The sequence below is a fragment of the Pseudomonas sp. HP_08 genome, from assembly GCF_055284095.1.
The window spans coordinates 316,365-329,999 of record NZ_JBTOQC010000001.1 but is presented as its reverse complement, the minus strand read 5'-3'; the positions used below and the strand labels follow the sequence as shown (position 1 = coordinate 329,999).

At 60.9% G+C, this 13,635-nt stretch carries 14 protein-coding genes; 13 read left to right on the top strand and 1 reads right to left on the bottom strand.

The features are described 5' to 3' along the window. Positions 1-189 precede the first annotated feature (189 nt). The 10 genes from ACYAS9_RS01575 to hisC all read left to right on the top strand — a co-directional run bounded on the left by ACYAS9_RS01575 (position 190) and on the right by hisC (position 8,262). Positions 190-999: an ATP-binding cassette domain-containing protein gene (locus ACYAS9_RS01575; protein WP_463566569.1), complete on the top strand. Its 810-nt coding sequence runs from the start codon at positions 190-192 to the stop codon at positions 997-999. Next, complete coding sequence (mlaE, locus tag ACYAS9_RS01570; protein WP_463566568.1) at positions 999-1,796, top strand: lipid asymmetry maintenance ABC transporter permease subunit MlaE; 798 nt, start codon at positions 999-1,001, stop codon at positions 1,794-1,796. The genes ACYAS9_RS01575 and mlaE overlap by 1 nt, the downstream gene beginning before the upstream one ends. Further along, positions 1,796-2,263: an outer membrane lipid asymmetry maintenance protein MlaD gene (gene mlaD, locus ACYAS9_RS01565; protein WP_459749697.1), complete on the top strand. Its 468-nt coding sequence runs from the start codon at positions 1,796-1,798 to the stop codon at positions 2,261-2,263. Before mlaE ends, mlaD begins: the two co-directional genes overlap by 1 nt. 11 nt (positions 2,264-2,274) lie before the next feature. Further along, on the top strand, positions 2,275-2,928 hold the full coding sequence (locus ACYAS9_RS01560) for an MlaC/ttg2D family ABC transporter substrate-binding protein (RefSeq protein ID WP_463566567.1): 654 nt from the start codon (positions 2,275-2,277) through the stop codon (positions 2,926-2,928). After that, positions 2,925-3,242 (top strand): STAS domain-containing protein, encoded by a 318-nt coding sequence (locus tag ACYAS9_RS01555; protein ID WP_463566566.1) that lies wholly within the window; start codon positions 2,925-2,927, stop codon positions 3,240-3,242. The genes ACYAS9_RS01560 and ACYAS9_RS01555 overlap by 4 nt, the downstream gene beginning before the upstream one ends. Before the next feature lie 125 nt (positions 3,243-3,367). Continuing rightward, complete coding sequence (locus ACYAS9_RS01550; protein ID WP_463566565.1) at positions 3,368-3,607, top strand: BolA family protein; 240 nt, start codon at positions 3,368-3,370, stop codon at positions 3,605-3,607. 22 nt (positions 3,608-3,629) lie between these two features. Next, entirely contained in the window at positions 3,630-4,895 is a 1,266-nt protein-coding gene (murA, locus tag ACYAS9_RS01545) for a UDP-N-acetylglucosamine 1-carboxyvinyltransferase (protein WP_463566564.1), read from the top strand. A gap of 207 nt (positions 4,896-5,102) precedes the next feature. Continuing rightward, a complete protein-coding gene (hisG, locus tag ACYAS9_RS01540; protein WP_463566563.1) occupies positions 5,103-5,738 on the top strand; it encodes an ATP phosphoribosyltransferase in 636 nt (211 codons plus the stop codon). A 123-nt stretch (positions 5,739-5,861) separates the two neighbouring features. Then, positions 5,862-7,208: a histidinol dehydrogenase gene (gene hisD / locus ACYAS9_RS01535; protein ID WP_463566562.1), complete on the top strand. Its 1,347-nt coding sequence runs from the start codon at positions 5,862-5,864 to the stop codon at positions 7,206-7,208. Position 7,209: 1 nt separating this feature from the next. Further along, positions 7,210-8,262 carry a histidinol-phosphate transaminase gene (gene hisC / locus ACYAS9_RS01530; protein WP_463566561.1) on the top strand — a complete coding sequence of 351 codons (1,053 nt, stop codon included), beginning with the start codon at positions 7,210-7,212 and terminating at the stop codon, positions 8,260-8,262. 45 nt (positions 8,263-8,307) lie between these two features. Here the strand turns inward: hisC and algW are convergent, their stop codons facing one another. Beyond that, a complete protein-coding gene (algW, locus tag ACYAS9_RS01525; protein WP_463566560.1) occupies positions 8,308-9,465 on the bottom strand; it encodes a Do family serine endopeptidase AlgW in 1,158 nt (385 codons plus the stop codon). A gap of 161 nt (positions 9,466-9,626) precedes the next feature. On the opposite strand from algW, the gene ACYAS9_RS01520 reads away from it, so the two are divergent. From ACYAS9_RS01520 to cysN, 3 genes are all read left to right on the top strand, one after another. After that, positions 9,627-10,385: a Nif3-like dinuclear metal center hexameric protein gene (locus ACYAS9_RS01520; RefSeq protein ID WP_463566559.1), complete on the top strand. Its 759-nt coding sequence runs from the start codon at positions 9,627-9,629 to the stop codon at positions 10,383-10,385. 197 nt (positions 10,386-10,582) lie between these two features. Then, a complete protein-coding gene (gene cysD / locus ACYAS9_RS01515) occupies positions 10,583-11,500 on the top strand; it encodes a sulfate adenylyltransferase subunit CysD (protein ID WP_463566558.1) in 918 nt (305 codons plus the stop codon). A 182-nt stretch (positions 11,501-11,682) separates the two neighbouring features. Further along, positions 11,683-13,584 carry a sulfate adenylyltransferase subunit CysN gene (cysN, locus tag ACYAS9_RS01510; protein ID WP_463566557.1) on the top strand — a complete coding sequence of 634 codons (1,902 nt, stop codon included), beginning with the start codon at positions 11,683-11,685 and terminating at the stop codon, positions 13,582-13,584. The last annotated feature ends 51 nt before the right edge of the window (positions 13,585-13,635 follow it).

Here is a 13,635-nt window from a genome sequence, read left to right as displayed (position 1 = left end):
GTAACGCCTTTCGGGGTGTCTGACCTGCATCGTAACAGCATGTGAACACGAGCATGAGGCGTCGGTTATGCGCTTGGGTGGCGTGATGCTGCGGTGGTATAGTTCGCGGCTTGTCGGCCCGACCCTACCGTCGTTGCCTCCCCACGCAGGGGCTGTGGGCAGGGTGAGGCCGTATCGCAAGGAGTTTAAATGAGTGCCGATGACGCGTATGCGGTCGAGTTGAAGGGCGTTACCTTCAAGCGCGGTGCCCGCAACATTTTCAGTGATGTCGATATCCGTATTCCTCGGGGCAAGGTCACCGGGATCATGGGGCCTTCAGGGTGTGGCAAGACCACGCTGCTGCGCCTGATGGGCGCCCAATTGCGTCCCGATGCCGGAGAAGTGTGGGTCAATGGCCAGAACCTGCCCGAGCTGTCGCGTGGTGATCTGTTCGATGCCCGCAAGCAGATGGGCGTGCTGTTCCAGAGCGGCGCGCTGTTCACTGATCTTGATGTGTTCGAGAACGTGGCCTTCCCTTTGCGTGTCCATACCCAACTGCCCGAGGACATGATCCGCGACATCGTGCTGCTGAAATTGCAGGCGGTGGGATTGCGTGGCGCCGTCGAGCTGATGCCCGACGAGTTGTCCGGCGGTATGAAACGACGCGTTGCGCTGGCCCGGGCGATAGCCCTGGACCCGCAGATTCTGATGTACGACGAACCATTCGTCGGCCAGGACCCGATCGCCATGGGCGTGCTGGTGCGGCTGATCCGTCTGCTCAACGATGCATTGGGTATCACCAGTATCGTGGTGTCGCACGACCTGACCGAGACGGCCAGCATTGCCGACTATATCTATGTCGTGGGTGATGGCCAGGTACTGGGGCAGGGCACTCCTGAAGAACTGATGGGCTCGGATAACCCGCGCATTCGTCAGTTCATGACCGGCGAACCGGATGGTCCGGTGCCATTTCATTATCCCGCGCCGGATTTTCGCGAAGACCTGTTGGGGAAGCGCTGATGCGCAAGAAATCAATCATGGATCGTGTTCGCCTGCTTGGGCGCTCGGCCATCGATATCGTTACGGTAATGGGTCGCTCCGGCATTTTTCTGGTCAACGCCCTGCTGGGGCGTGGCAACGTCAGTGGCGGCTTCCAGTTACTGGTGCGGCAGTTGTATTCAGTCGGCGTACTGTCGCTGGTCATTATTGTGGTGTCGGGCATGTTCATCGGCATGGTGCTGGCCTTGCAGGGCTTCAGCATCCTGACCAAGTACGGCTCCGAGCAGGCGGTAGGGCAGATGGTTGCCCTGACCCTGCTGCGCGAACTGGCGCCGGTGGTTGCCGCCTTGCTGTTCGCCGGGCGTGCAGGCTCTGCCTTGACTGCCGAAATCGGCAACATGAAGGCCACCGAGCAACTGTCGAGCCTGGAAATGATCGGCGTCGACCCCCTCAAATACATCGTTGCGCCACGCTTGTGGGCCGGTTTTATCTCGTTGCCGATCCTGACCGTGATCTTCAGTGTGGTCGGCATCTGGGGCGGCTCGTGGGTGGCCATCGATTGGTTGGGAGTCTATGAGGGATCTTTCTGGTCCAACATGCAGAACAGTGTTTCTTTCGTTGACGATGTGCTCAATGGCGTCCTTAAAAGCGTCGTATTTGCCTTGGTAGTGACCTGGATCGCGGTATTCCAGGGATACGATTGCGATCCCACCTCCGAGGGGATCGGTCGGGCCACGACAAGGACTGTGGTGTACGCATCCCTGGCTGTGCTTGGCCTGGACTTTATTCTGACCGCCTTGATGTTTGGAGATTTCTGATGCAAAACCGCGCCATCGAAACCGGTGTCGGCCTGTTCCTGCTGGCCGGCATTCTGGCTCTGCTCCTGCTGGCGTTGCGTGTCAGTGGCCTGAGCGCCAGTGCGACCACCGACACTTATAAACTTTATGCCTACTTCGACAATATTGCCGGTTTGACTGTCAGAGCAAAGGTCAGCATGGCGGGCGTGACCATTGGCCGGGTAACGGCGATCGACCTGGATCGCGACACGTTTACCGGCCGGGTGACCCTGGAAGTGCAGAAGAAAGTGGATAACCTGCCACTCGACTCCACGGCGTCGATTCTGACGGCGGGCCTGCTGGGTGAGAAATATATCGGTATCAGCGTGGGCGGCGATGAAGGCTTGCTCAAGGATGGCGGCACAATCCATGACACCCAGTCGTCGCTGGTGCTTGAGGACCTGATCGGTAAATTCCTGCTCAATACAGTGAGTAAAGAAGCCAAATGAGGAGCTTTCCCATGATTTCTATCTTGCGTCGCGGTCTGCTGGTTCTGCTGGCGACGATGCCTCTGCTGGCCAATGCGGCAGCTACGCCTTCGGCTCACGATCTGGTGGAACGCACCACCCGCGAATTGCTCAGTGATCTGTCTGCCAATAAAGAGCAGTACAAGGCCAGCCCCAGTCAGTTCTATGACGCACTGAACCGTATCGTCGGTCCTGTGGTGGACGCCGATGGCATTTCGCGCAGCATCATGACCGTCAAGTATTCGCGCAATGCCACGCCTGCGCAGATGCAGCGCTTTCAGGAAAACTTCAAGCGCAGCCTGATGCAGTTCTATGGCAATGCCCTGCTGGAATACAACAACCAGGGCATCACCGTGGCACCGGCCAAGGATGAAAGCGGCGACCGTACCAGCGTCGACATGCAGGTCAAGGGCACCAACGGCGCCAACTACCCTGTGTCCTACACCCTGGAAAAAGTTGCCGGTCAGTGGAAAGTACGCAATGTCATCATCAATGGCATCAACATCGGCAAGCTGTTCCGCGACCAGTTCGCCGATGCCATGCAGCGTAACGGCAACAACCTGGACAAGACCATTGATGGCTGGGCCGGCGAAGTGGCCAAGGCCAAGCAGGTTACTGACGAAGCAACACAAAAGGCTCCGCAATGACCGAATCGGCCGTGCGTCTGGTCGGTGCCGGTGAGCTGCGCCTGGTCGGCGTGCTCGATTACCTGACCGGGCCGACCCTGCGCAAGCAGGGCGCGGCGCTGATCCGCTCCAGCAACCTGGAGACGCTGGTCATCGATTGTTCCGGTGTCGAAAAGTCCAGCAGCGTCGGTCTGTCCCTGCTGCTGGCTTTCATTCGTGACGCGCATGAGGCCGGAAAGTCGGTCAGTGTCCACTCGCTGCCCGACGATATGCGCAAGATTGCCGAAGTCTCAGGCGTCAGCGAGCTTTTTGGCAATCAATCCCTGAGCGCCTGAACGACCTCCCTTGGGGCGCCGCCGAGGAGCCCCTTTGTCGCAGCCCTGTGATCAGGGTTCGCATCGCAAGGGCTTTTTTGTATCATGGCCGACCCGCGCGCACCGAGCGCCGAACGAGGTTAAGCATGCAGGCTGTTGAAGTGAAAAGCTTCCTTGAAGGAAAGCTGCCCGATATCAAAGTGGAAGTCGAAGGCGAAGGCTGCAATTTCCAGCTGAATATCATCAGTGACGAGCTGGCCGCACTGAGCCCCGTCAAGCGTCAACAACAGATCTACACACATCTGAACCCATGGATCGCCGATGGCAGTATCCATGCGGTCACTATGAAATTCTTCAGCAGCGCGGCCTGGGCCGAGCGCGCCTGACCTTACGGGTGTCGAGATTGCAATGGACAAACTGATTATTACCGGCGGCGTCCGTCTGGACGGCGAAATCCGCATTTCCGGCGCCAAGAACTCGGCCTTGCCGATTCTTTCCGCCACCTTGCTGGCCGATGGGCCGGTCACGGTCCAGAACCTGCCGCACCTGCACGACATCACCACCATGATCGAGCTGTTCGGGCGCATGGGCATTGAGCCGGTGATCGACGAGAAGCTCAGCGTCGAGATCGACCCGCGCACCATCAAGACCCTGATCGCGCCGTACGAGCTGGTGAAAACCATGCGCGCCTCGATCCTGGTACTGGGCCCGATGGTTGCCCGTTTCGGTGAGGCCGAAGTGGCCCTGCCAGGCGGTTGCGCGATTGGCTCGCGTCCTGTCGACCTGCACATCCGTGGCCTTGAAGCCATGGGCGCGATCATCGACGTCGACGGTGGCTACATCAAGGCCAAGGCGCCGGAAGGCGGCTTGCGCGGTGCCAACTTCTTCTTCGATACCGTCAGCGTGACCGGTACCGAGAACATCATGATGGCGGCCAGCCTGGCCAAGGGCCGTTCGGTCCTGCAGAACGCTGCGCGCGAGCCTGAAGTCGTCGACCTGGCGAACTTCCTGATCGCCATGGGCGCGAAGATCCAGGGCGCCGGCACCGACACCATCACCATCGATGGCGTCGAGCGTCTGCATTCGGCGACCTACCGCGTCATGCCTGACCGCATCGAAACCGGCACTTACCTGGTTGCCGCTGCTGCCACCGGCGGTCGCGTCAAGGTCAAGGACACCGATCCGACCATCCTTGAGGCCGTACTGCTCAAGCTGCAGGAAGCCGGCGCCGAGATCACCACCGGTGAAGACTGGATCGAGCTGAACATGCACGGTCGTCGTCCCAAAGCGGTCAATATCCGCACCGCACCGTATCCTGCGTTCCCCACCGACATGCAGGCGCAGTTCATCTCGCTCAACGCCATTGCCGAAGGCACCGGTGCCGTGATCGAGACGATCTTCGAAAACCGCTTCATGCACGTGTATGAAATGCACCGCATGGGCGCGCAGATCCAGGTTGAAGGCAACACGGCAATCGTCACCGGTACCGACGTGCTCAAGGGCGCACCGGTCATGGCCACCGACCTGCGGGCCTCTGCCAGCCTGGTGATTTCGGCGCTGGTCGCTGAAGGCGACACGCTGATCGACCGCATCTACCACATAGATCGCGGCTACGAATGCATCGAAGAAAAACTGCAAATGCTGGGCGCGAAGATTCGTCGCGTTCCAGGCTAACGATCAGCGGCCCCACTCGGGGCCGTTGCTTTGCACGCCGCTGTGATTTCTAATGCGTCACCCGGACGCTCGCGTTTTGCGCGCGCACAGGCCGGGCAAGCTCTGGGATTCAGGCCTGGTACGAAAAGTCGGCGAGCGAGCGCAGCCACTTTATGTACAAAGCCTGGCGCCAGGGTATGAGTTTCCTGATAAGGACTTACGTTTTCCATGCTGACCATCGCACTGTCCAAGGGCCGTATCCTCGATGACACCCTGCCGCTGCTCGCTGCAGCCGGTATCGTGCCGACCGAGAATCCGGACAAGAGCCGCAAGCTCATCATTCCCACGACCCAGGAAGATGTCCGCCTGTTGATCGTGCGCGCCACCGACGTGCCGACCTATGTCGAACACGGTGCCGCAGACCTGGGTGTCGCCGGCAAGGATGTGCTGATGGAGTACGGTGGCCAGGGTTTGTACGAGCCGCTGGACCTGAACATCGCCCGCTGCAAGCTGATGACTGCCGGCGCCATCGGCGCTGTCGAGCCAAAGGGACGCCTGCGGGTGGCCACCAAGTTCGTCAATGTCGCCAAGCGCTATTACGCCGAACAAGGCCGTCAGGTCGATATCATCAAGCTCTACGGCTCGATGGAACTGGCACCGCTGATCGGTCTGGCCGACAAGATCATCGACGTTGTCGACACCGGTAACACCTTGCGCGCCAACGGCCTCGAACCCCAGGAAATGATCGCGCACATCAGTTCGCGTCTGGTGGTCAACAAGGCCTCCATGAAGATGCAGCATGCGCGCATCCAGGCCCTCATCGACACCCTGCGCCAGGCCGTCGAGTCACGACACCACGGCTGATTCTTCGCGCGGCATCAAGCCGCGCCCAGCTATCCGTGTCATAGCCAAATTTCTCAGGTGTCAGCGCGGATAGCTTGGTAGCTTATGGCACCTGAGCATTCGCCAATTACTGAGGCCCTCGCTATGACCACGTCCACTGCAATACGCCGACTCGATGCTGCCGATCCGGATTTCGCTCGACATCTGGATCATCTGCTGAGCTGGGAAAGCGTGTCCGACGACTCGGTCAACCAGCGAGTGCTGGACATCATCAAGGCCGTTCGCGAGCGTGGCGACGCAGCGCTGGTGGAGTTCACCCAGCGTTTCGACGCGCTTGAAGTGGCCTCGATGGCCGATCTGATCCTGCCCCGCGAACGCCTGGAGCTGGCCCTGACCCGGATCACCGACGCACAGCGCCAGGCGCTGGAAACCGCCGCCGAGCGGGTGCGCAGCTACCACGAAAAACAGAAGCAGGATTCCTGGAGCTACACCGAAGCCGACGGCACGGTGCTGGGCCAGAAGGTCACCCCGCTGGATCGCGCCGGCCTGTATGTGCCGGGCGGCAAGGCGTCGTACCCCTCATCGGTGCTTATGAACGCCATTCCGGCCAAGGTGGCCGGCGTCACTGAGGTGGTCATGGTGGTGCCGACCCCGCGCGGTGAAATCAACGAGCTGGTGCTGGCGGCGGCCTGCATCGCTGGCGTCGACCGGGTCTTCACCATCGGTGGCGCCCAGGCCGTGGCGGCCCTGGCCTACGGCACCGAAAGCGTGCCCAGGGTCGACAAGGTCGTCGGCCCCGGCAACATCTATGTGGCCACCGCCAAGCGCCATGTGTTCGGCCAGGTCGGTATCGACATGATTGCCGGCCCCTCGGAGATTCTGGTGGTCTGCGATGGCCAGACCGATCCTGACTGGATCGCCATGGACCTGTTCTCTCAGGCCGAGCACGACGAAGACGCCCAGTCGATTCTGGTCAGCCCCGATGGCGAGTTTCTCGACCGCGTTGCGGCCAGCATTGCCAGGTTGCTGCCAACCATGGACCGCGCCACGATCATCGAGACCTCGATCAACGGCCGTGGCGCGCTGATCAAGGTGGCCGACATGCAGCAGGCCATCGATGTCGCCAACCGCATTGCGCCTGAACACCTTGAGTTGTCGGTCGAAGACCCGCAAGCCTGGTTGCCGCAGATCCGCCATGCCGGCGCGATCTTCATGGGCCGCCACACCAGCGAAGCGCTGGGCGACTATTGCGCAGGCCCCAACCACGTCTTGCCGACCTCCGGCACCGCGCGGTTTTCGTCACCGCTGGGCGTTTATGACTTCCAGAAGCGTTCCTCGATCATCTTCTGCTCGCCGCAAGGCGCATCGGAGCTGGGCAAGACTGCCTCGGTACTGGCGCGTGGCGAGTCGCTGAGCGGTCACGCGCGCAGTGCCGAATACCGCATTACCGACACCGACTGGCAACCCGTACGCAGCGAGCAAGGCGAATAACATGAGCAAATTCTGGAGTCCTTTCGTCAAAAGCCTGGTGCCGTACGTGCCGGGCGAGCAGCCCAAGCTGAGCAAGCTGGTCAAGCTCAACACCAACGAAAACCCCTATGGCCCGTCGCCCAAGGCACTGCAAGCCATGCGTGCAGAGCTTGGCGACAACCTGCGCCTGTACCCGGATCCCAACAGCGACCTGCTCAAGCAGGCCGTGGCCGCTTATTACCAGGTACCGGCCAGCCACGTGTTTCTCGGCAACGGTTCGGACGAGGTGCTGGCGCATATCTTCTATGGCCTGTTCCAGCACGATCTGCCCTTGCTGTTTCCGGACATCAGCTACAGCTTCTATCCGGTGTATTGCGGCCTGTACGGTGTAAAACACGAAGCCGTCGCGCTGGATGAGCAGTTCCAGATTCGCCCGCAAGACTATGCGCGGCCTAACGGCGGGATTATTTTCCCCAACCCGAACGCACCGACCGGCTGCCTGCTGGCGCTGGATGCGGTCGAGCAGATCCTCAAGGCCAGCCCGGATTCAGTGGTCGTGGTGGATGAGGCGTATATCGACTTCGGCGGCGAGACGGCGATCAGCCTGGTGCAGCGCTACCCGAACCTGCTGGTCACCCAGACGCTGTCCAAATCGCGCTCGCTGGCCGGGTTGCGGGTCGGGCTTGCGGTCGGCCATCCGGACCTGATCGAGGCGCTGGAGCGGGTCAAGAACAGCTTCAACTCCTACCCGCTGGACCGTCTGGCAATCGTCGGAGCGGCGGCGGCCTTTGAAGATAAAGAGCACTTCGATACCACCCGCAATGCGGTGATTGCCAGCCGTGAAGCCCTGGTCGAGCAACTGCGCGGCAAGGGCTTTGAAGTGCTGCCGTCGGCGGCCAATTTCATTTTTGCCCGTCACCCGCAGCACGATGCGGCAGGCCTGGCGGCGACATTGCGCGAACAGGGCGTGATCGTGCGTCACTTCAAGCAAGAACGTATCGCCCAGTTCCTGCGTATCACCATCGGTACGCCGGAGCAGAACCAGGCATTGCTGGATGGGTTGAGCGGTATCTGAAGGCAGGACCGGCCGGGCGGCTGGTCCTGCAGCGCAACCTGTGGATCACTCCGCAGGTTGTGGTGTTGCCGCCGGTGCCGGTGGTGGGCGGATGCCGACTTCGGCGCTCAGGCGAATTTCCTTGTTGTTGCGCATCACGTTGATGGCAATCTTGTCCTTGGGACGGGTGCGCGCCACCTGATTCATCGAGCGGCGGCCGTCGCTGGCGGGCTCGCCATTGATCGCCAGAATCACATCACCCAACTGCAGGCCGGCCTTCTGGGCCGGACCGTCGCGGAAAATCCCCGACACCACGATGCCAGGCCGATCCTTCAGGCCGAAGGACTCTGCCAGCTCTGCCGTCAGTGGTTGTACTTCAATGCCCAGCCAGCCACGAATCACCTGGCCATGCTCGATGATCGACTTCATGACCTCCATCGCCAGCTTGGTGGGGATGGCGAAGCCGATGCCTTGTGAGCCGCCGGACTTGGAGAAGATTGCCGTGTTGATGCCGGTCAGGTTGCCGCTGGCATCGACCAGTGCGCCGCCGGAGTTGCCGGGGTTGATGGCCGCATCGGTCTGAATGAAGTCTTCATAGGTGTTAAGGCCCAACTGGTTGCGACCGGTGGCGCTGATGATGCCCATGGTCACGGTCTGGCCGACCCCGAACGGGTTGCCGATGGCCAGTGCGACATCGCCGATGCGAATGCCGTCGGAGCGGGCGATGGTCATCGCCGGCAGGTTCTTCAGGTCGATCTTGAGCACCGCAAGATCGGTTTCCGGGTCGCTGCCGATGACCCGGCCAATCGTTTCCCGGCCGTCCTTGAGGGCCACGATGATCTGATCGGCGCCGCTGGTAACGTGGTTGTTGGTCAGGATGTAGCCTTCCGGGCTCATCAGCACGCCCGAGCCGAGGCTGGATTCCATGCGTTTCTGCTTGGGCTGGTTGTCGCCGAAAAAGCGCCGGAACTGCGGGTCTTCGAACAGCGGATTGGCCTTGGAGACCTTGGTGGTATACAGGTTGACCACCGCCGGCGCCGCCGCGCTGACCGCATCGGCATACGAGGAAGGGCCTTGCACGAACTGGGTGGTTTGCGGAGCCTGTTGCAGATTGACATCCAGACTGGGCAAGCCGACCCACTGAGGGTAGCGCTGGATGATCAGCAGGGCGATCAATACGCCTGCCAGCAATGGCCAGCCATAAAAGCGCAGTGCCTTTAGCATGTGAGTGAAGTCCTGAGGGTGCTGGCGCAGAAATTTTTAAGCCGGGTGCGCCATAATGGCGGGCATTATACGAGCACCGCGTGCGCTGTCTCGCACTTCATGTGCAATAAATGATGTCGTCTTGCCGCCTGCCGCCGAACTGCCTACCGAGGAGTCTTTACATGGCCGTATCCCTCAGCACCCTGGTCGAAGAAGCCGACCGCTACCTTAATAGCGCTCGCATCCAGGATTATTGCCCCAATGGTTTACAGGTCGAAGGGCGTCCGCAGGTCATGCGTATCGTCAGTGGCGTGACGGCCAGCCAGGCGTTGCTGGACGCCGCCGTCGAGGCTCAGGCCGATCTGGTGCTGGTTCACCATGGTTATTTCTGGAAGGGTGAAAACCCCTGTGTCGTGGGCATGAAGCAGCGCCGCCTGAAAACCCTGCTCAAGCACGATATCAGTCTGCTGGCCTATCACTTGCCGCTGGACGTGCACCCTGAAGTCGGCAACAACGTGCAGCTGGCACGGCAACTGGATATCACCGTCGAAGGCCCGCTGGACCCTGAAAATCCGCGCGTGGTAGGGCTGGTCGGCTCATTGGCCGAGCCGCTGACGGCGCGTGACTTTGCCCGTCGTGTGCAGGACGCTCTGGGACGCGAACCCTTGCTGATCGAGGGCAGTTCGATGATTCGCAGGGTTGGCTGGTGCACCGGCGGCGGCCAGGGCTACATCGATCAGGCGATCCTTGAAGGCGTTGACCTGTACCTGAGCGGCGAAGCCTCGGAGCAAACCTTTCATAGCGCCCGCGAGAACGACATCAGTTTCATCGCGGCCGGCCATCACGCCACCGAGCGCTATGGCGTGCAGGCGCTGGGCGATTATCTGGCGCGGCGCTTTGCCGTCGAGCACACCTTCATCGACTGTCCCAACCCGATATGAGGCGCTTTGTGAGGTCGCTGCGAGGCAGGTGTCCAAACGAGAAGCTATATCGTTAGATCGTTTCGATCTATATGCCTCGCTGAAGACAGCCTGCCGTGCATGATAAAGTGCGCGGCTCGAATACGGCCCGCAGGCCGCAGCGGGACTTGGGTTGACCCCCTATCCTGATCCACAACGAATGCAATCCGTGAGTAGCCATGGTTGACAAACTGACGCATCTGAAACAGCTGGAGGCGGAAAGCATCCACATCATCCGCGAGGTCGCCGCCGAGTTCGATAACCCGGTGATGCTGTACTCGATCGGCAAAGACTCGGCCGTGATGCTGCACCTGGCACGCAAAGCCTTCTTTCCGGGCAAGCTGCCGTTTCCGGTGATGCATGTCGATACCCGGTGGAAATTCCAGGAGATGTACAGCTTCCGCGACAAGATGGTCGAGGAAATGGGCCTGGAGCTGATCACCCACGTCAACCCCGAGGGTGTGGCGCAGGGCATCAACCCGTTTACCCACGGCAGTGCCAAGCACACCGACATCATGAAAACCCAGGGCCTCAAGCAGGCGCTGGACAAGTACGGCTTCGATGCGGCCTTCGGCGGCGCGCGCCGCGACGAAGAAAAGTCCCGCGCCAAAGAGCGCGTCTACTCGTTCCGTGACAGCAAGCACCGCTGGGACCCGAAGAACCAGCGTCCAGAGCTGTGGAACGTTTATAACGGCAAGGTCAACAAGGGCGAGTCGATCCGCGTCTTCCCGTTGTCGAACTGGACCGAGCTGGACATCTGGCAATACATCTACCTCGAAGGCATCCCGATCGTGCCGCTGTACTTCGCCGCCGAACGCGAAGTGATCGAGAAGAACGGCACCCTGATCATGATCGACGACGAGCGCATTCTCGAGCACCTCTCCGAGGAAGAGAAAGCCCGCATCGTCAAGAAGAAGGTGCGTTTCCGTACCCTTGGCTGCTACCCGTTGACGGGCGCTGTCGAGTCGGAGGCCGAAAGCCTGACGGACATCATCCAGGAAATGCTTCTGACCCGAACGTCCGAGCGCCAGGGCCGCGTCATCGACCACGATGGTGCAGGCTCCATGGAAGATAAAAAACGCCAAGGTTATTTTTAAGCTTCAAGTTACAAGCGGCAAGCTGCAAGTCAGAAGCGGTGTGTAGCTTCTGAGGTTTGTGGATTGCCGCCTGCACTGTGACTAGGCCTGAAAAAGGCCGGCAGTGGTCGATCAACAAAATTTCTGACTAGCTGTGCCGACAAGCTTGCCGCTTGAAGCTTACAGCTTGGAGCTTGAATGCAATGAGCCACCAATCTGATCTGATCAGCGAGGATATCCTCGCCTACCTGTCCCAGCACGAGCGCAAGGAGCTGTTGCGTTTCCTGACCTGTGGCAACGTCGACGACGGCAAGAGCACCCTGATCGGGCGTCTGCTGCACGACTCGAAGATGATCTACGAGGACCACCTCGAAGCCATCACCCGCGACTCGAAGAAGAGCGGCACCACCGGCGAAGACATCGATCTGGCGCTGCTGGTCGACGGTCTGCAGGCCGAGCGCGAGCAGGGCATTACCATCGATGTGGCGTACCGCTATTTCTCGACGGCCAAGCGCAAGTTCATCATTGCCGACACCCCGGGCCACGAGCAGTACACCCGCAACATGGCCACCGGTGCCTCGACGTGCGATCTGGCGATCATTCTGGTCGATGCCCGCTACGGTGTGCAGACCCAGACCCGTCGTCACAGCTACATCGCTTCGTTGCTGGGCATCAAGCACATCGTTGTGGCCATCAACAAGATGGACCTCAAGGGCTTCGATGAGCAGGTGTTCGAGTCGATCAAGGCCGATTACCTGCAGTTCGCCGATGCCATCGAGCTGAACCCGAGCAGCCTGCATTTCGTGCCGATGTCGGCGCTCAAGGGCGATAACGTGGTCAACCGCAGCGAGCGTTCGCCGTGGTACACGGGCCCTGCGCTGATGGAGATTCTCGAAACCGTCGAAGTGGCCGCCGACCGTAACTTCACCGACCTGCGTTTCCCGGTGCAGTACGTCAACCGCCCGAACCTGAACTTCCGCGGTTTCGCCGGCACCCTGGCCAGCGGCATCGTGCACAAGGGCGACGAAGTCGTGGTCTTGCCGTCGGGCAAGAGCAGCCGGGTCAAGTCCATCGTCACCTATGAAGGCGAGCTGGAACAGGCCGGTCCTGGTCAAGCTGTGACCCTGACCATGGAAGACGAGATCGATATCTCGCGTGGCGATCTGCTGGTGCATGCCGACAACGTGCCGACGGTCTCCGACCAGTTCGACGCGATGCTGGTGTGGATGGCTGAAGAGCCGATGCTGCCGGGCAAGAAATACGACATCAAGCGCGCCACCAGCTATGTGCCGGGCTCGATTGCCAGCATCACCCACAAGGTCGATGTGAACACTCTGGAGCACGGCACTGCCAGTGCCTTGCAGCTCAACGAGATCGGCCGGGTCAAGGTCAGCCTCGATGCAGCCATCGCGCTGGACGGTTACGACAGCAACCGCACCACCGGTGCGTTTATCGTCATCGATCGCCTGACCAACGGCACCGTCGGCGCCGGCATGATCATCGCACCACCGGTCCTGCCGCATGGCGGCCATGGCCAGCACGGCGAACTGGCGCACGTGTCCACCGAAGAGCGCGCCCTGCGTCTGGGTCAGCAACCGGCCACCGTGTTGTTCAGCGGCCTGTCCGGCGCCGGCAAGAGCACGCTGGCCTATGCCGTGGAGCGCAAGCTGTTCGACATGGGCCGTTCGGTCTATGTGCTCGATGGCCAGAACCTGCGTCATGACCTGAACAAGGGCTTGCCGCAGGACCGTGCCGGGCGTACCGAGAACTGGCGTCGCGCTGCCCATGTGGCGCGTCAGTTCAACGAAGCCGGCCTGCTGACCCTGGCCGCTTTTGTTGCCCCCGATGCCGAAGGCCGCGAGCAGGCCAAGGCATTGATCGGCAAAGAGCGCCTGATCACCGTGTACGTTCAGGCCTCGCCTTTGGTCTGCCGCGAGCGTGACCCGCAAGGCCTGTATGCCGCCGGTGGCGACAACATTCCGGGCGAGTCCTTCGCCTATGACGTGCCGCTCAATGCTGATCTGGTGCTCGACACCCAGCGTCTGAGCGTCGAAGAAGGTGTCAAACAGGTCCTGGACCTGCTGCGCAGCCGCGGCGCAATCTGACGCCGCCTGCGTGACACGAAAAAGCCCCCGGCCTTGCGGCGCGGGGGCTTT